This is a genomic window from Streptomyces sp. NPDC087859 (assembly GCF_044742595.1).
GTDB lineage: Bacteria > Actinomycetota > Actinomycetes > Streptomycetales > Streptomycetaceae > Streptomyces > Streptomyces canus_F.
In genome coordinates this window covers 149,984-166,097 of the sequence record NZ_JBIUUU010000023.1, presented here as the reverse complement: position 1 = coordinate 166,097, position 16,114 = coordinate 149,984, and the positions used below count along the sequence as shown (strand labels likewise).

Here is a 16,114-nt window from a genome sequence, read left to right as displayed (position 1 = left end):
GTCTGCTCCGCAGACACGACGCGCCGCCGCTACGCGGCGGTCCCCCGGGCTTCGCCCGGGAGGGGCGAAACTCCGTTCCGCCTGCCGGATCACTCCGTGATCCGGCATCTGACCTTCGGTCAGATGCGTCTCGTACCGGCCTGCTCCGCAGTCCAGTACGAGACTCGGCATGCCCTCCGGGCCTGCCGCAAAAGCGGCTGGCTACAAGAGGGGGCGCCTCCTGGGGAGTTGGGGAGAGGGTCACAAGTCCTCGCAGCATCGGACCGTGCGTCAAAATCTGGGACTGGATGAGTTCTGGGGTAAAGAGGTACCCTCTCTCCCTTCTTCAGTGTCTGGTATTTGACGTGGGCTCAGCTTCCTTGTGCGGTGCGTCATTTCGCGCCTCGGCTGCATTCTGGGTTTACTTCGGATGCCCTCCGAACCCGCTTGAGAGTCACGAACAGTAACTGTCCTAATTACGCCCCTGCTTGCTCCGCTCACTCTATTCCGATGGGCCTGGGGCCGTAATAGAATTACTACGTTCGGTGAGGCGGCAACCTCACCGAACGGGAAATCTCTCGAAGCAAATGAAGGGGTAATGCAATGGCGAAGCTGAAGCCGATTTCTCCGGCCCGGATCGCGGAGGCCCGTGAGGAGGCCTACGCGGTGCTGGCCCGCCTGATGGGCCAACTGGCGCCGGGCGAGCATGTGGTGCGGCTGGGCGTGACCATGGACGGCCAGGAGAAGCCGCTGTGCGCGGCGCTCCCGCTGAGCGTGGAGGGTGAGGGCGGCCCGGAGGATCTGGTGGGCGCCGAGGAAAAGTACCTGGACAACATGGCGTTTCTGCTGATGGTCGGGCTGGCGCAGCCGCTGTCGTACGGCACGCTGTTCCTGCGGTCGCCCGCGCAGGGCGCGGAGAGCGCGCCCGTCGTCCGGGCCTGGCATCTGGCCTACTGCACGCTCAACGAGTGCACCGCGTCCGAGGCGGCCGAGCTGATCGGCGACCGCGAACCGGCCGCGTTCGTGGACGCGTTCGGGCTGCACGGCAGCGACGAGGACGACGAGGGCGAGGCGGTCTACCCGCCCGTCGCCTACACCGTTCTGTAGCTGCCCCCTGGGGCGGGCTGGGATGGCGACCTGGCCCGCGCCCTGCCCCGTGCACCCGCCGGGCGGGGCAGGGCGGGTGGGGGTGCTGGCCAAGGGACCCCGGCACCCCCACCCACAACGACGCGGAGCGTCGTAGACAGACGTCGGAGGGGCGGCCCGCATCAGCGGGCCGCCCCTCCGACGTGCATCGCGTAGCGATGCCACCGCTGCTCCCGTCCGGGCGCGGAGCGGCCCGGGGTGTCCGCCGCGTAGCGGCGGCGCGTCGCGTCTGCGGAGCAGACCGCGCGCAAGAGAATTCTCGAAGTTGAGCGGGAAATGTTCAGCACCTTTATTGGTGCCGTATTTCGCTGCGCCCATTATGTTGCTGAATTTGTCTGCTGACGGGGAACGGCGGATCCGGTAGGTCGGCAAACCATGCCGGAACTCCCCGCCAGCAGCGCTTCTCTCTCGAAGCACCTTCTATCGTAGGTGATGTCTTCGCGGCGCAGGGTTGGTGCGTGCCTTGTGATCGCGCTGGGTGCCGGCCGCGCGCTGCGCCCCGCTCCCCGCACTCGTGTGCTGCGTCGGCTGTGTCCGGCGCCGGAGCGCGGAGGCCCCGCCGACGCGCAAGCAGAGGAGGACGGCGCCCCGATCCTCCGATGTGCTCCCGTACCCGTCCCCGCCCTTCCCTTTCCTTTCTCCTTGTCTCGTCTGGGGTGCGTGGGGGTGTGCAGAGGGGGATGTCAGCAGGCGTACCAAGCCTGATTGTTGGAGTGACCAGGGGTGACGCGGCGAGGTTCCTGGAGGCTGCGCAACCTCCAGCGCAACACCCTGGCGCAACCCCCAGCGCAACACCCTGGCGCAACCTCCAGCGCAACTCCCAGCGCAACAGGGGTTCCACCCGAACGATGGACACACTATTATTTGCAGTCTAGGGAAGGTGGCCCCCGGGAACCGCAAGGGGCCGACGAAGGGGAAAGACGTGGAACTGACGATCAGTGACGGGATCGTGCGCGGGGTGCGCGGCGCGGACGCTCCGATGACCGAGCGTGCGATTCGTGCCCGCACGATCGCGAATCTGTTGCCGCTGCTGTGCGCGCGGGCAGGGGTGAAGATCGTTCACAACGCCGACCGGAATTACACCGGAATTCGGTTCGAGACCATGGCCGCTGGTCCGGTCGTCCTGGAAATGCCGACGGGTGACGAGCCTTACCGCCTGGTTCAGGAGTTCATCGACCCGGACAAGGCGGGGCGCACGGAAGTTGAGTTGCGGCGATTCCCGCAGATCTACAAGCCTCATGGAGTCGCGTACATCGCGGCCGATTTCCTCCGGTCGAACGGGTTCCTGAAGTAGTCCGCACGGAGGCACCCCGGTTGAGGAGCCCCTCCCCCGGCATCACCGAAAAGGAGAAAGGACGCCATGGAGAACACGCGGATTCCGGAGCTGGCCCGGGAAGTCGAAGCGCCGCTCACGGACGCCGAAAAAGAGCAGGCTCGTTACGCGCTGCGGGAGTTGGCGCGCAGCGAGCGGGACCCGGACGCCATGCGGGTGTCGCACGAGCAGTTAAACGTGGTCCGGTCGTTCTTCGAGCTGGGTTGGGCGATGGGTGTGCGCACCGGTCACACGGGCCCGGCCATGGCGGACGTGCCGGTCGACCGGAGGACGGTTGACCGCGCGTTCATCGACCTGCTGTTGTCCGAGCGGGTGGCGAATCAGCTTGCGCTCGCGGTGGCGCGCAGCCTTGACCCGCAGGACTGCGGGCCGGTGCTGTGGCAGAAGGTCAGGTATCACGGCAGCGTGACGCGCCGTCACGGCCACTACTGGGTGCAGGCGATCACGGCGCAGGCCGGACCGGTCGGAGCGGCTCACAGCGTCCGCTACGACCTGTGCGAGATGGTCGGCGGCATGCCGGTGCCCGCTGTCACGCGCGTACGGCGGCGGAGTCTGACGCCGCTTCCGGATTTTCGCGCGCCGCTGGTGTAAGTGTGCAGGTCAGGGGTGGGTTCACTCACCCCTGACAAACACTATTATTAATTTTGTTCGGGGGATGGTGGCTCCACCCCCCGGCCCGCAGAGACCAACAGCGAAGGGGAACACCGCATGACTCAGCAGTTCGCCGAGCGCGCTACGAACGTAGCCCCCACCGGTGCCCGCAACGCCGACGCGTCCGACCTGGTCCGCATCCTGGAGGACGGGCAGCGCCGGAAGCTGGACGTCATCGCCCCCGCGTCCGCACTGCGGATGCACGAGGGAAACGTGCACGTCGAAGGCGTCGAGTCCCAGCTCACGACCAGCGGCGTGACGCAGGTGGACGGCATCTACCGCCCCACCGCAGTGGCCGACGAGGGGATCTCGGACAAGCTCCGCATCCCGCTGGCCTACCTGCGCCGCATGCGCACGGAGAACGTCCCGCTGCTCGACGAGAACGTCAACGCGTGGATGCAGCAGGAGCCGGAGCGCCGTTTCCTGCTCCGCGCGTTCCGGAGCGAGAACGGCCCCGGCATGCCCGGCGAGGGCGTGGCCCGCGCGCTGCTGTCCGACAGCTACAAGCTGATGGACAACCTGGACATGCTGCTCGCCGCCCTGGACGGCGTGCAGAAGTCCGGGCACCCCACCCGCATCACGGGATGCGACCTGACCGACCGGCGCATGTACGTGCGCGTCGAGTCCGAAGCGGTCGCGATCCAGGCCCGCAACTTGCTGCGCGGCTACCGCTCCCCGTTCGACGGCCGCAGCGGTGACGAACTCCCGATGATCTCGGCCGGGTTCGTCATCACCAACAGCGAAGTTGGCGCGGGGGCGTACACCATCACCCCGCGCGCGGTCATCCAGGTCTGCCGCAACGGTCTGACCCAGACCAAGGACGTCATGCGCGCCGTGCACCTCGGAGGCAGGCAGGACGAGGGCGTTGTGTCCTGGTCCGGCCAGACCCAGCGCAAGACGCTGGAGCTGATCACTTCCAAGACCACCGACGCTGTTCGCACGTTCCTGTCACGGGAGTACGTCGAGGCGAAGGTGCACGCGATGGAGGCTGCCGCCGGGAAGACGCTGGACGAGCCGACGAAGACCATCGAGCACGTCACCAAGTCGCTCAGCATCGGCAACGAGACGAAGGACCGCATCCTTTCCCACTTCATCCGCGGCGGTCAGATGACCGCCGGAGGCGTGATGCAGGCCGTCACGTCGACCGCGCAGACCCTCACCGACGCCGACCAGGCCGCCGCCCTGGAAGCGCTCGCGATTCCGGCCCTCACGGCCGCCGCCGCGCACGGCTGACACAGACCCCCGTGCGGGCCGGGCAACTCCCCCCAGCCCGACCCGCACGGGCCCTAACGGCCCCAGAGCGGAACACGCCGCCCAGCCCCGCAGAGAGCGCGGAGCACGCCCGCCCGCCCCGCCGCTGCCGCGGAGCAGCCCGCGCGACGCGTCGGCGAAGCCGACCACGCGCCAACAAAAGGCCGTACTGCGCCCAGAAGCGCAGTGCGGCCGGCCTCCGACGCCCACCGCCCCGCCCCGCAAGGAGTCCTCATGTCTGCGCGCCCGGAGCTCGCCCACCCCGGAGACAACGCCATCGCGGCCGCCATGAGCCGCACCCTGACCGCCCTGTCCGCCGTGTTCCAGGCCCTGGGAGACGGTGAGCACACCCTGAACCTCGTGGCCCAGCGGACCGACCACGCGTTCGTTGCGGGCCGTACCGATCTGTCCATCGGCATGGAGCCGCTGCGCCTGGCCGTCCTGGACGAAGACGCGTTCTGCGCCCTGCGCATGCTGCTGGTGTTCGCGCTGGAGGGCAGCACCATGCGCAGCGCCGTCCTGGTCGCCACCACGGCCGCCGAGCCCCACCCCCGCGCGTGCGGCTGGTCCGTGCGTGACGGATGGCTGCACCCCCTGGACACGGACGCCCTCCAGGCCGCCGTCATTCCGTGCCCCGACGTGACCGCCGTAGAGCGCGAGGTCTACCCCGCCCCCGTTCTCCTCCAGCTCCCCGACTCCGACGAGGAGGCCCCGCATGCCTGAGCCCAAGCTCCCCCGCCCCGACAACGCCGCCGCCATGGGCCGCGCCCTGCACGCGCTGACCGCGTTGTTCCCGGCCCTCGGCGAGGGGAGCCACGCGCTCAACATCAACGCCGAGCGGACAGACGGCACGGAGGTGAGCGCCGACCTGTACGTGACCATCGAACCGGGTGCGGTGCGCGTGGAGCACTCCCCTGAGGAGTACGGGCGCTTCTTCGTCCTGCTGACGTTCGCCCTGGAGAACAGCACCGTGCATGACGCCGTCCTGGTCGCCACAACCACCGACGCACGCCCACGCGTATGCGGATGGGAGGTACGGGCCGGATGGCTGCACCCCATGGACACAGCCGAACTCCACCAGACCGTCACGTCCCTGCCCGCAGACGACGCCGCACCCATCGTGGTCTGCCACGCCCCCGTACTGCACCGCCCCCACGGAACCACCGAGCAGCGCTCATGAGCGACAAGCCCGCCATCACCGCGGACGGCTACTGCACCAACACCAAGCCGATACCCAGCACCACCAGGCAGATCAACGGCCACGCACTCGGCGGAAAGCTCGTCAAGATGCACGGCCGCCGCTACGCGCACTGTCCCTGTGGCCGCCGTCCCAGCCTGACCGACCGGGGCAACCTGCACCGGCACAAGCCGCCGAAGGAGTAGCCCCCGCAGACGCCGTCCACGCCCCTCCCCCCAGGTGCGGGGGCGGGGTGTTGCGTGGCGTTGAAAATGCCAACGAAGGCGGCGTTCACGATGCCGATGAACTCTGACGGCGAGGCCCCGCCGGTTGCTGTTCCGGCGGGGCCGTCGTCGGTGAGGTGTCGTTTTCTTCGGCAAGGTGCCGGTGGATCGGCCTCAGCAGTCGAACACCGACCAGCAGATGTCGTTCCGCAGTCGCTGGTCGTCAAGTACGAGTTCGCGAATCGTCTCCGGGAGCTGGTCGCGCTGCCACTGGCACTCGAGTCGTCCTGCGGCCTCAGCCTGGTCTTGTGGTGCGGCTGCGCGTGCGGCCTTGATCGCATAGGCAGCGGCACCGAGCTCGTGCGCGGCGACGTGGGCGACGACAGCGGCCTGGCCGGCGGCGTAGGCGGCATGCCGTGCTGCGCCACGCAGGTCTCGGGCCGCGCCCATTGCATGGCCGCCCGCCGCGCGGGCCTGCATCATCTTGACCTCGCCACACACCCATGCGCGGGCATGCCCGATCGCCTGGCGCGGCCGTGGGTCCTCTGGCTGAGCCGACTCGAAGAGGTCAAGGACGTGCTCCGCGCAGGCTGCCGCCCAAAGGGCGAGGAGGTGGTGATCCGAATCGGTGAGGGTGCCACCGCGGCGGATCGTCACGAAGCGGGGGTCCCTGACCTTCGGGAGGATCATGGTTGGCATTCCTTCCTGCTGGTATGAAGTGAAGCCTGCAAATCCGGTGCTCGGTCCGCAAGCCCGGCTGCCATCTCCCGGCCAGAGGGGCCGAGTTGTCAGTCGCCGACCACCTCGCTCACGGATGCGCGGGCGGCGGCCTCATCGGCAAGGTTCCGCCGCCGACGAAGACCCACGACTCACGGGCACACATCCGAATCCATCGGAGCACAGCATGCCCTCAACCCACCGCCTACATAGGCATCTTGAGCGTCGCTGAACAGGGCAGGGACGGCCACACCGGCCAGCGCACCACTGGCCGACTGCCGCCCCGCGCCCGCACCCCCCTTCAGCGAGCGCGGGGCGGCACACCCCCCAGCCCACCCCGGTCGAGTCCCGAGGAGTCGCAGCCCATGACCAGCCCGAGCCTGACCATCGACACGCCCGCCGGCCCCGTGCGCGCCACCGCCGGCCCCCGCCAGCACGACGCCGTCGTGCTCGAGCTGGGGGGGCGATGTGCGGCAGCGTGCACGTCACCGGCACCACCGACCCCCACCACTGGGACCAGTTCACCGCCCTACGCGCCTGCCTCGGACCCGTGGCTTTGTTTATGAGAACGGACAGCAGATGTTCACCACCTCGGGAGGCACCGCTGTCCGGCGCTGCTCGTGGCAGCGCGCCAGCAGACCGCGGCTCCAAGGGGTGTCGGTGGCCGCGACCCGGGCGGCGAGGACACCCAGGGTCGAGGCGGCCAGGACACGGTCGCCGCAGCGGACGGCCGCCTCGATCAGCTGTCACTCCGCTAGAGGAGGCCGGCGCGCATGTGCTGCGTGAGGTTGTCGTGGATCTCGCGTAGCCACGGGGTGCGGACGGCAGGCAGCCGGACCAGGGTCCGTTGGAAGACTCCCCAGTCGATCCGGAACACGTCATGGACGTTTGGCGTGGGCGGGTCGTCGCGAAGGACGCCGTCGAGTATTGGACCCGATGAGGAGGCGGGCAGTTGCCGCTCGGGGAAGAGCAGCCGGAGCCACACCCCGAACGGCAACGGGACCAAGCGCGCCGGAGTCCCCGAGATCCATGCCTTCCCGGTCTGCGGGTGGGACGGCACGAGGAGGATGTCGGCGCCGTCGTGGGCTGGCTGTCCCGGCCCGGCCAGGACGGCGCGCCGCCTCGGCCCGCCGTCCGGCAGCAGGGTGTCGAGGGCGCGTTGGAACATCGTGGCGGTCAGTCCGTCCGGCACGGCTACCGCCCGGCCGTCGGAGGCCACCAGGAGATGGGCGAGCGCCTGCCCGGCTGCCGCCACCCACTGTGGGCTCCAGTGCCATCGGTCGCTCGCCCGGAACGGCTCTCCCCACGAGGCGATCGGCTCGGACGGGGGCACGCCCGTCCCCTCCGCGAGCAGGTCCGCCCAGGACAGCGGTCCGGCGTCGGCGCCTTCGACGGGAAGGCGGCGCACGGCGTTCGGGGCGAGCCACACGGCCTGCCAGAGCGAGCAGTCGTCGATCCTGCTCGCCACGGGAAGACCGCACGCCGCGCAGGCCATGTTGGGGCCGTCACCCCCGTCGAAGCCGCAGCAGGCGCCGCCGCGCTTCTCCGGGATCAGCACGGCGCCACGGGTGTCTCCCGGTGCGATGACAACCGCGCCGGACACGCCGTCGGACAGAGGGTGGACCGGCGCGTAGATGCCGCGGGCAGCCGCCTCGTCCGGATCGATCTCCTCCCACCTTCGCCACGGCGGCCCCCAGGGCTCCAGTTCCACAGCGAACGTCCCCGATTCCATGAGCACCGGGAGCTGAAGCCCGTTCCCGTACTGCTGGCGAGCGTGGACCGGCAGAGCGACCTGGGACAACGGGGCTGTCAGCTCGGAGCCACACCGCACACACACGAAAACGAACAAACGTCCTCCGCTCGGGAAACAGGGGCATCGTCGCAGGTCCGTGGCAAACCGCCCAACGTGTTTTCAATCCGCTGTGGGGCCGAAGCACAGCCACGACGCTGAGCATCACCGTTCGAATCCTCGGCGGGCTCTAGTCCCTCCCGAAGTGGTGAACATCTGCTGTCCGTTCTCGTGGACAAAGCCAGACCCGTCAACGCCTACACGACCACCGCCCCCGCCGAGGACCTCCCAAGCTCGCCCGCAGCCACACCGGCTACCGCGGCAGCCTCACCCTCTACCGCTACACCGACCGCCCCGCACAGTCGCTGTCCCCGATGACGCCCGCCGCTGACCACCCACCGTCGCAGAAGACGGCCGCAGTACTCACCGCCGTCCTTCGCGCCTGCGCGGAGCACGTCGCGCAGCGCGCCGGCCTGCCCGCGATCCTCGAGGCCTCCCGCCAGCGCGACACCCCCGGCCTGCTGCGCTTCCTGACCTGGTCCGCCTCCTACCACCAGGCTGAAGCCGCCCGTCTGGAGCGCGAAGCCCGTACCGCCCTCACCGCACGGAAGGCCACCGAAGCCGCATGGCGGACCGTCGCACGGTGGCTCACCCTCTGCCTGCATCCGGTCCTGCTGCTGATGCTGGCCGACCGCCCCGACTCGCTGACACAAGAGATCCGGGGGTTGCAGTGGTGGGCCCCCTACTGCGTCGACGCGGCCGCCGAGGAGCGCGAGCGCGCCCGCCACGCCCACGCGGAAGCCGACTCCCTGCGCACCCAGCAGCGCAGGCGCCCGCGCGGCCGCCGCCCGACCCTGGTCGACACCCCCTGACAGAAGAAGGAAAGCGCAGGTCAGAGTGGGGTTCACACCATTTCAATACACACTATTATTGAAGTGCGAGAGGGGCTCCGCTGGTCCTGCCCCGCCCCCTCTCGCACCCGGACCCGACCCAAGGAGCCACCGTGACCGAGGAGTTCACGTTCGCCGCCAACACCGGCTCGTTCGGCCGCCGGGTGCTGGACACTCAAGATCACAGCGCCTGCTACGGGGTGGTCTGGCACGACCCGAACGGCGTCTGCGGGTGGGTGGCCGAGTACCCCGGCAACCGCCCCGGCAGCGGCGACGGCATCCCCGGCTTCACCAGCCGCCCGTGGGCCGCGCGCTTCCTCTACCGCTACAGCTACCGCATGCCCGAGCCGTCCGGCCGCCCCTGACGCACCGCCCCTCGCCCACCGCCCCGCCCGTGATCGCTGCCTGACCACGAAGGATCCCGAGATGGCCCTGAGTACCGGCTGGCAGTACGCCCGCACCTCGAAACCGGCGACCGCTACATCACCACCGATCTCGACAACACACGCCACGAGGTCACCGTCTCCACCGTCACCGAGCACCTCGACGACTCCACCTCCGTCCGCCACCAGTACGCCGACCCGGTCGACCACGCGCACTACACGTACTCAGCCGTCGTGCACGTCACCTACCGGGCGCCCCGCTGCCCCCACGGCCACGACTGGCGGCGGTGCGAGCACCGCCCGTGCGTCGACTGCGAGTGGCCCGCCGAGATCGACACCGCCCGCATGGGCAACGCACCCGCCCGTCCCGCCGCGTGACCACCCGACACCAAAGACAGGAGCCATGCGTTGGCTGATGAGCCTCAGTGAGCGCACCCGCCCCGACCAACCGACCTACGCCGAGGACCCCGCCCCCGACCAGGCGCGCGCCCTGGCCCTGGTCGACGACTTCGCCCACCTCTTCACCGCCCTCAAGGAGTGGCGGCAGGAGTATTGGCGGTCGCGTTGCACCCACGGCGACCTGCGCCACGACGGTTTTCAAGAGGGGTGTGGTTTCGGGTACTTAGGCGTGCTGACCTGCGCAGACAGCTTTAGCATGAACCTTGGCGGTACATCTGCGGAACACATGGGGACGGATGCCGAGAACAGGTGCACAAGGTCATGGCCCGACCACCCAAAGCGAGCATCACAGGTAGTCGAAGAACCTGGTCCACCAAGTCGCACCAGGGTGTCCGTAGCCGACCACTGCGCCAGCGATCTCATCGGCGAGTGGGGTGACACCGTCGTAGATGCGGCGAAGCAGCCGCAAGGGGACCAGCTCGTAACCCAGGTCTTCGAGTGCGGATTCGATCCGCCGGCGATCACTTGCGGACAGCGCGCCGTCGGCCACGGCCCCGTCGTCACCATGGCCGTCTGGACGAGGCGTGGTGATGACAGCGAGGCTGCCGTAATTGCTCAGGCGCACCCAGATCCACTCGTGAGCCTCTGCCACCTGTGGCGGGATCCTCACCTCGAAGCAGTAACTAGCGTCCTGTACGCCATCGTCTAGAAGGACGCGCCCTTCGAAGTCCTTGCTCAGCCGGTCTCGCAGCTGGATCGCACGCGACCTGGCCAACAGGTAGTCGAACCCATCGGGAAACTCAAGGTGGTACGGGCCTGGCAGCCGGTCCAGACTCTGAAGCAGATCAACTATTCGCTGGTCGCCGCTGTGCATGAGCACACCCTATGAGGCAGCAAGAGCTGAGACGCCTCTCTCCCAGACAGGCCCGGCGCTGCCCTCGAACCAGTTACGGGGAGAAACTGACCGCCTGGCCCGTACAGGTCGAGGCCGACGACATCGACAACCTCCCGACGGAACGCATCGCGCTGTGGGAATGGGCAGGCGTGCCCGGTCCGCCTCGACACCCAACGGGGCGGCTACGTGAGCTTGTCGTTCAACCACAGGCGTTCGATGGGGCCGCGGCAACGGTGACCTGAGCGGTCCAAGACCCCGGATCCCGGGGCGGATCCCAGGTCACGTCCACGCGTTCCTCGTGGAAGTCGTGTGCGAGTCCTACCACCACGGCCGCCGCGGCGGCCCGTGCCTCGGCTGGGCCGGCATTGACCGGAACGTCGACGAGGCGCCCACAGAGCATCCCGCCTTCCACGGTGAGGACCGTGTGGCGCCAGCCTTCCGGCGTCGCGAGCAGGACGATGCCCTTCGGCATGCCGAAGGGAGGACGCCTCTTCTTCTCCCACTTTCGTCTCACCATGGAGCCATCCAACCTCGTCGGCTTCCTGACGGTTCACGCGGGCGGAGCTTCAGGCGCCGCAGCGGAGCTTGGTATTCAGCCCTCAGACGATGCCCGGTGCTGAAAGTGCCGGCGAAGGCGGCGTTCATGATGCCGACGCACTGTGACGGCGACACCCCACCGGTGGGTGTTCCGGCGGGGCAGCCGTGGGCGAGGTGTCGTTTTCGTCGGCGAGGTGCCGGTGGTCTCAGTTCACTCCGGGCGGCACGCGCGTGGCCTGGTGGTAATACATTCGCCAGCCTGCGGCTTGGTCCCCCTTGCGCCAGATCGAGCTGTGCCTGGTCCTGCGCTCGCCCAGCGTGGTCTCGAAGGTCAGATGCACCAGCCCCGGCGCGAGCAGCACCCCTGAGATCTCCGAGGGCTCATAGCGAGGACCATCCGCCGAACTGCCCGGATGGTCAGGCAGCTCGGCGAGCATGGCTTCATACGTCCATCGCCGCCCCGACCCGCCGACCTCCACGAACTCCGGGTCAAGAAGCTCCCCGGCCCGTTCCCGCGAGGCGCGGACACGCGGATCCATGAGCTGCAACTCGCCCGCGATCGCCTGGCTCACATCGTCTGCTGCACCGTCCATGAACACATCCTCACCAAGCTCGCAGGTACCGCGGCAACTGACTTCTTCAGCCGCCAGACAGAACCGTCCCTCAACCAGTGATCACGTTGGACCGCCTGGGGCGCCGCACGAAGGTGCACCATGCCCGTGCTGCCCGCACACTCAGCCCCTGCCCAGGGGCCTGACCGCCGCCCGGAGCCGGGCGTGCCCGCCCCCGCACGCCGAGCAGGCCCCTTCGCGCTCTTCGCCTATTGCTTGGAGGCGGAGTTCCCAGGGGGAAAGCTGACCGTTGCGCGGGTGGCGGCGCGTGTCAGTTCCGGACGGCTGAGGACGTCGGTACTGTCAATGAACTGGTCGACAGTGCCGATCGTCGGCAGGGCGCGGATGGCCGGGTCGGTGATGCGGGTGGTCAGCGCCCCGGCGAAGCGTTCGGCGTGCAGGACCTGAAACGGCCTGTCGTGGTAAGGCCGAGTGGCGGGGTCGACAGGGTCGGAGAGGCCGAGTTGGTTGTGTGCGGCCGCGACGGTCTCGTAGGCGCGGGCGAGGTGATGTTCGCGGGCGTGCCAGTCGGTGGCGGCGAGGGCCGCGGTGAGGACCGGGGTGAGGGCGGGTCCCTGGGGGGTACGGGCGAAGGCGCTGCCGGTCCATTTGCTGTAGGGCGGGTAGCGGCGGTCCATGAGCAGACAGAGCCGCATCAGATCGCGCACCAGACGGGCGGCGACGACGGCGGAGCCGAGTTCGTCGCCCACTTCGCCGCAGCGCCCGACAAAGGCTTCCTCCTGGGAGATGCGTAGCCACTGGCAGGCGAGCAGGTAGAGCCATAGATCATGGGGGTACCAGGCGAGGGCGGTTCGGCCCGGTACGAGGTGGCCGAGTCCGTCGTGGAAGACGGCACCGGCAGTGACCTCGGCGAGGCGCTGGGTGGGGGTGGCCAGCCAGTCCGCCAAGGTGATGTCCTTGCTCGGGTCGAAGCCCAGTTGCGCGGTGAACCAGGTGCTCAGGTCGGTGACTTCGACTCGGTGGTGCACCGGCCCATCGGTCGTCCGCATGACCCCGATGCCCGATTCGCCGGTGGCCGCGAAGTGAGTCGGGTAGCCACTGAAGGTCTTCGGCAGGCGTTCGGAGAGCAGTGCCGTAATTCTCGTTCCGTGGCGGGTGACGTCCTGCGGGTCCAGGAAGACCTGCAGGCGGGGCCCCCACTCGTGGTCGGCGGAGCGGGCGGTGTCGAATCCGAGGACTTCCGAGCCACTGCCGAGACGGGCGGCGGAGTGCGTCATCCCGGGGACGGCCTCGTCCAACAGGGCCCGTACGGCTTCGAGGTAGAAGCGACGTGAGAGTTCCAGTCCGGGGATGAAGGACGGTGTGGTCATGCTGAGCAGGGTGCCAAATCGGCGTGTGACCGGTCGAAGGCTTTTCCACTCCCGGCAGACAACGGCCGACTACGCGTACGGCCGGCCCGATCCGCCAACGGCAACTACCCGGCGCCCGGCATCAAAAGCCGACCGCATTCATCCGTAGGCGCCTGGCGACGTCGTGGCGTACGCGGAAACGAACTCAATCAGAGGGCATGGCCACGGGGGACCGCATGCCGAGCCATTGCTCAGCGTCCCAAGCATGGAACCGCTCTACCTCGGTGAACCCCAGCTTTGCCGCGAGGCGCATCGAGCCGATGTTCGCGGTCTGAGTGGCGAGCACTGCCGACTCGCCGGGAAGGACGCCATCGAACCAGTCGAGTGCCGCCGCGCACGCCTCGGCGGCATACCCGAATCCCCACACACGCGGCAGGAACAGATATCCGAGATCGACCTTCCCCGCGGCAGCCGGGCGACTGTGCTCCGGTGTTCTCCTGAGCAGGATCTGGCCGATCATCGCCCCGTCGAGATCAACGACAAAACTTCCGGGCCACTGCTCGGGCACCTCAGGTGTCTCGCGCTCAAGCTCGTCACGCGGGCGGGGGCCGCCGAGGTAGGTGTGCACCTCTGGCGAGGCGAGCAGCTCAATGAACGCCGCACGGTCCCGGGCCTCGGGCTCACGGAGTACGAGCCTCTCGGTCCTGATCGGTGCAGAGGGCCAGGCGACGGGTCCGAGCTCAGTCATGTCGGCCAGCCAATCAGCGCGCTCGGCAGCAATCAAGACTCGCAGACCGATCAAGACACCAGCCCAGGCCCCATCCTCGCCAATGGGGCGGACCCCATCCCGAAGTGCCGATCGGCCTTCGGGATTCACGAATAGAGCCACCCTCCCCGCTATTCCGCAAAGTCACCTCAACAACCAACACCAGGAGTCAAATGAGAGGCAGATCGACACAACACAGCCAGACTTCACAGGGAAACCTTCTGCTGCTTCCCCGTATCCATGGCCGCCATGTGACACCCGCCGACGTGTACGTACACCGGCGGGGCGTGGTGGCCGATGCTCTGCTCGATCAGCCAGTCCGGCGCCGGCGGCCGGGCCTCGATACCCTGCCGGCGTTCGGCCTCGCGGCGTTCCTCGTCGACGATCCACCACCGGGTACGGACCAGGGCGTCGAACTGGGGAATGGGAGTCTCTTTGATCCGAGTCGTCCGGTTGAGTCGCCGCAGGCTGCTAGCCGCTGGTATCAGCTGTTAGCTATGCTGGGGCCTATGAGTAAGCAGACGAACATCCGGCTGGACGAGGCCGTGCGGGCGGCGGCCGAGGAGCGGGCCAAGCGGCGCGGGCTGAGCCTGCAGGGGTACGTCGCCGATCTGATCGAGCAGGACGTGAACGAGTCCCGGTCTGCGTTCATGGCCGGCGCCGCCGGCTTCCTGGCCTCCTACGCGCAGCGGTTCGAGGCGGAGTTCGGGGAAGACCGATACCCGGGACTCCCGGACGGGCTGGCGAAGGACGCGCCGAGGGACGCCGCGTGAACCTGAAGGTCGACCTCGCGTGGATCCTGGCGGTGGGCCAGCAGATCCCGGGGGATCCCCAGGTCGTCGACTACGGCGTGCCGGTCGCCGCCGAGGCCCGCCACCGTGCGGAAATCCTGGGCCAGGAGGTCTACCCCGAGCCGCACCACAAGGCCGCAGCCCTGTTGTGCGAGCTGGCGCGGCAGCCGAGCCTGGAGGTCCGCAACCTGCTGTTCGCTGCCACCGTGACCGCCGCGTATCTGGCCGCATGCGGGCTGCCGGTCAGCCCCGGTCTCGACACCGTCATCCCCCTGGCCCGGGCCGCCCGGGACGGACTCCCGGTACGCGAGGTCGCGGCCCAGATCAAGACGTGGACCAGCTGACCCTTCTCTGTCTGAGCACGGGAGACTGCCGTCGTGGACCCGGGTCTTCGTCGGCGCAGCCAACTGTGGCGGAACACGCCGCCACGGCTGGGGGGCGTGAATATACGGCTCGTCGCAAGGCTGGCGCCTTCAGGCCGAGGACGTTCACTGCAGGAGGGCCGCGACGGACGCGGGGAGAAGATCCCGAAGATCGGTGATCTGAACGTGGGCGGCATGCGTCGCGGTGAACTGGGCGACGGACATGTTCGGTATGCCGAAGACGGTGGTGAAGGTTCGCAGTGCCCCTGGGGTGCGGTCCAGGGCCCAGGCCGCGGTTGAAGTGCTGCTGGTCAGGAAGCGGCGGGGCTCGGGGCCGATCACGAACAGCTCTGCCCGGCGGCCGGAGGTGTCGGCAGCGAGCATCACAAGGTCCTTGAAGGTCTGGCGCTTGCGCATGGCGTCCGCGCCACGCCAACGAGCGAGCTTGAACTCCGCGATGCGCTGGTCTGTCTCCAGGTCGTACGGGCGGCTCGGGTCGTTGCCGGCGCCGAGGGAGGGGCGGACGGTGATGCGTTCTTCATCCCCGAGGATGTGGGGCAGCACGAGGAGGATGCCGCAGGCGTGGACCAGGTCATTGATCCGGCCCAGGCTCTCGCGGACCGTGAGCGCTGAAGCAAGCAGCTCCGGCACGACGTGGCCGTTCTCCGCGACCCGCATGACAGTCATCCCGTCGGCGCCCTCCAATCGGTGCTCCAGCGAGGCCAGGGCCTGGGTGAGCGGCTGACGGTTCAGGAAGTCGGCGAGGACCCCCACCGCGGTGCTCAGCCGCTCTGCTTCTTCACGGTCTTGGTGGGCTGAGGAAGTGTCCATGGCGGACAGTCTGGCTCCCCTTCCCATCTCCGGTGAGCGTTGGGACGACTCTCGCCGAAAGCCGTGGGGCGG

Annotated in this window: 20 protein-coding genes; 12 read left to right on the top strand and 8 right to left on the bottom strand. The window is 68.7% G+C overall.

Annotated elements, in window-relative coordinates; all coding sequences use genetic code 11:
* The first annotated feature begins 582 nt into the window (after positions 1-582).
* The 7 genes from ACIOHP_RS42280 (at position 583) to ACIOHP_RS42250 (ending at position 5,743) form a co-directional block, all read left to right on the top strand.
* Positions 583-1,086 (top strand): hypothetical protein, encoded by a 504-nt coding sequence (locus tag ACIOHP_RS42280; RefSeq protein WP_401895909.1) that lies wholly within the window; start codon positions 583-585, stop codon positions 1,084-1,086.
* Between the two features lie 961 nt (positions 1,087-2,047).
* Positions 2,048-2,419 carry a hypothetical protein gene (locus ACIOHP_RS42275; RefSeq protein WP_401895907.1) on the top strand — a complete coding sequence of 124 codons (372 nt, stop codon included), beginning with the start codon at positions 2,048-2,050 and terminating at the stop codon, positions 2,417-2,419.
* A gap of 66 nt (positions 2,420-2,485) precedes the next feature.
* A complete protein-coding gene (locus ACIOHP_RS42270; RefSeq protein WP_401895905.1) occupies positions 2,486-3,049 on the top strand; it encodes a hypothetical protein in 564 nt (187 codons plus the stop codon).
* A gap of 117 nt (positions 3,050-3,166) precedes the next feature.
* Positions 3,167-4,342: a DUF932 domain-containing protein gene (locus ACIOHP_RS42265; RefSeq protein WP_401895903.1), complete on the top strand. Its 1,176-nt coding sequence runs from the start codon at positions 3,167-3,169 to the stop codon at positions 4,340-4,342.
* A 252-nt stretch (positions 4,343-4,594) separates the two neighbouring features.
* Complete coding sequence (locus ACIOHP_RS42260) at positions 4,595-5,083, top strand: hypothetical protein (protein WP_401895901.1); 489 nt, start codon at positions 4,595-4,597, stop codon at positions 5,081-5,083.
* On the top strand, positions 5,076-5,540 hold the full coding sequence (locus ACIOHP_RS42255) for a hypothetical protein (RefSeq protein WP_401895899.1): 465 nt from the start codon (positions 5,076-5,078) through the stop codon (positions 5,538-5,540). Before ACIOHP_RS42260 ends, ACIOHP_RS42255 begins: the two co-directional genes overlap by 8 nt.
* Complete coding sequence (locus ACIOHP_RS42250) at positions 5,537-5,743, top strand: hypothetical protein (protein WP_401895897.1); 207 nt, start codon at positions 5,537-5,539, stop codon at positions 5,741-5,743. The genes ACIOHP_RS42255 and ACIOHP_RS42250 overlap by 4 nt, the downstream gene beginning before the upstream one ends.
* 192 nt (positions 5,744-5,935) lie before the next feature.
* Here the strand turns inward: ACIOHP_RS42250 and ACIOHP_RS42245 are convergent, their stop codons facing one another.
* Both ACIOHP_RS42245 and ACIOHP_RS42240 read right to left on the bottom strand, forming a co-directional pair.
* Positions 5,936-6,451 (bottom strand): putative immunity protein, encoded by a 516-nt coding sequence (locus tag ACIOHP_RS42245; RefSeq protein WP_401895894.1) that lies wholly within the window; start codon positions 6,449-6,451, stop codon positions 5,936-5,938.
* Between the two features lie 781 nt (positions 6,452-7,232).
* Positions 7,233-8,327, bottom strand: a complete 1,095-nt coding sequence (locus ACIOHP_RS42240; RefSeq protein WP_401895892.1) for a hypothetical protein — start codon at positions 8,325-8,327, stop codon at positions 7,233-7,235.
* 314 nt (positions 8,328-8,641) lie between these two features.
* Here ACIOHP_RS42240 and ACIOHP_RS42235 point away from each other — a divergent pair, with 314 nt between their 5' ends.
* From ACIOHP_RS42235 to ACIOHP_RS42225, 3 genes are all read left to right on the top strand, one after another.
* Positions 8,642-9,139, top strand: coding sequence for a hypothetical protein (locus ACIOHP_RS42235; protein WP_401895890.1), 498 nt, complete (start codon positions 8,642-8,644; stop codon positions 9,137-9,139).
* Between the two features lie 131 nt (positions 9,140-9,270).
* Complete coding sequence (locus tag ACIOHP_RS42230) at positions 9,271-9,522, top strand: hypothetical protein (RefSeq protein WP_401895888.1); 252 nt, start codon at positions 9,271-9,273, stop codon at positions 9,520-9,522.
* 252 nt (positions 9,523-9,774) lie between these two features.
* Positions 9,775-9,918 carry a hypothetical protein gene (locus tag ACIOHP_RS42225; protein WP_401895886.1) on the top strand — a complete coding sequence of 48 codons (144 nt, stop codon included), beginning with the start codon at positions 9,775-9,777 and terminating at the stop codon, positions 9,916-9,918.
* A gap of 367 nt (positions 9,919-10,285) precedes the next feature.
* Here ACIOHP_RS42225 and ACIOHP_RS42220 read toward each other — a convergent pair whose 3' ends face one another.
* The 5 genes from ACIOHP_RS42220 to ACIOHP_RS42200 all read right to left on the bottom strand — a co-directional run bounded on the left by ACIOHP_RS42220 (position 10,286) and on the right by ACIOHP_RS42200 (position 14,040).
* A complete protein-coding gene (locus ACIOHP_RS42220) occupies positions 10,286-10,813 on the bottom strand; it encodes a hypothetical protein (RefSeq protein ID WP_401895883.1) in 528 nt (175 codons plus the stop codon).
* A gap of 220 nt (positions 10,814-11,033) precedes the next feature.
* Complete coding sequence (locus tag ACIOHP_RS42215) at positions 11,034-11,351, bottom strand: hypothetical protein (RefSeq protein ID WP_401895881.1); 318 nt, start codon at positions 11,349-11,351, stop codon at positions 11,034-11,036.
* 226 nt (positions 11,352-11,577) lie between these two features.
* On the bottom strand, positions 11,578-11,964 hold the full coding sequence (locus ACIOHP_RS42210) for a DUF4440 domain-containing protein (RefSeq protein ID WP_401895879.1): 387 nt from the start codon (positions 11,962-11,964) through the stop codon (positions 11,578-11,580).
* A gap of 227 nt (positions 11,965-12,191) precedes the next feature.
* Complete coding sequence (locus ACIOHP_RS42205; RefSeq protein WP_401895876.1) at positions 12,192-13,313, bottom strand: DUF4037 domain-containing protein; 1,122 nt, start codon at positions 13,311-13,313, stop codon at positions 12,192-12,194.
* A 184-nt stretch (positions 13,314-13,497) separates the two neighbouring features.
* Positions 13,498-14,040, bottom strand: coding sequence for a GNAT family N-acetyltransferase (locus ACIOHP_RS42200; RefSeq protein ID WP_401895918.1), 543 nt, complete (start codon positions 14,038-14,040; stop codon positions 13,498-13,500).
* Positions 14,041-14,567: 527 nt separating this feature from the next.
* On the opposite strand from ACIOHP_RS42200, the gene ACIOHP_RS42195 reads away from it, so the two are divergent.
* Both ACIOHP_RS42195 and ACIOHP_RS42190 read left to right on the top strand, forming a co-directional pair.
* Positions 14,568-14,831 carry a hypothetical protein gene (locus tag ACIOHP_RS42195; protein ID WP_401895874.1) on the top strand — a complete coding sequence of 88 codons (264 nt, stop codon included), beginning with the start codon at positions 14,568-14,570 and terminating at the stop codon, positions 14,829-14,831.
* Entirely contained in the window at positions 14,828-15,193 is a 366-nt protein-coding gene (locus tag ACIOHP_RS42190; protein ID WP_401895872.1) for a hypothetical protein, read from the top strand. Before ACIOHP_RS42195 ends, ACIOHP_RS42190 begins: the two co-directional genes overlap by 4 nt.
* A 144-nt stretch (positions 15,194-15,337) precedes the next feature.
* Here the strand turns inward: ACIOHP_RS42190 and ACIOHP_RS42185 are convergent, their stop codons facing one another.
* A complete protein-coding gene (locus ACIOHP_RS42185) occupies positions 15,338-16,042 on the bottom strand; it encodes a PE-PGRS family protein (RefSeq protein ID WP_401895870.1) in 705 nt (234 codons plus the stop codon).
* Positions 16,043-16,114: the final 72 nt, after the last annotated feature.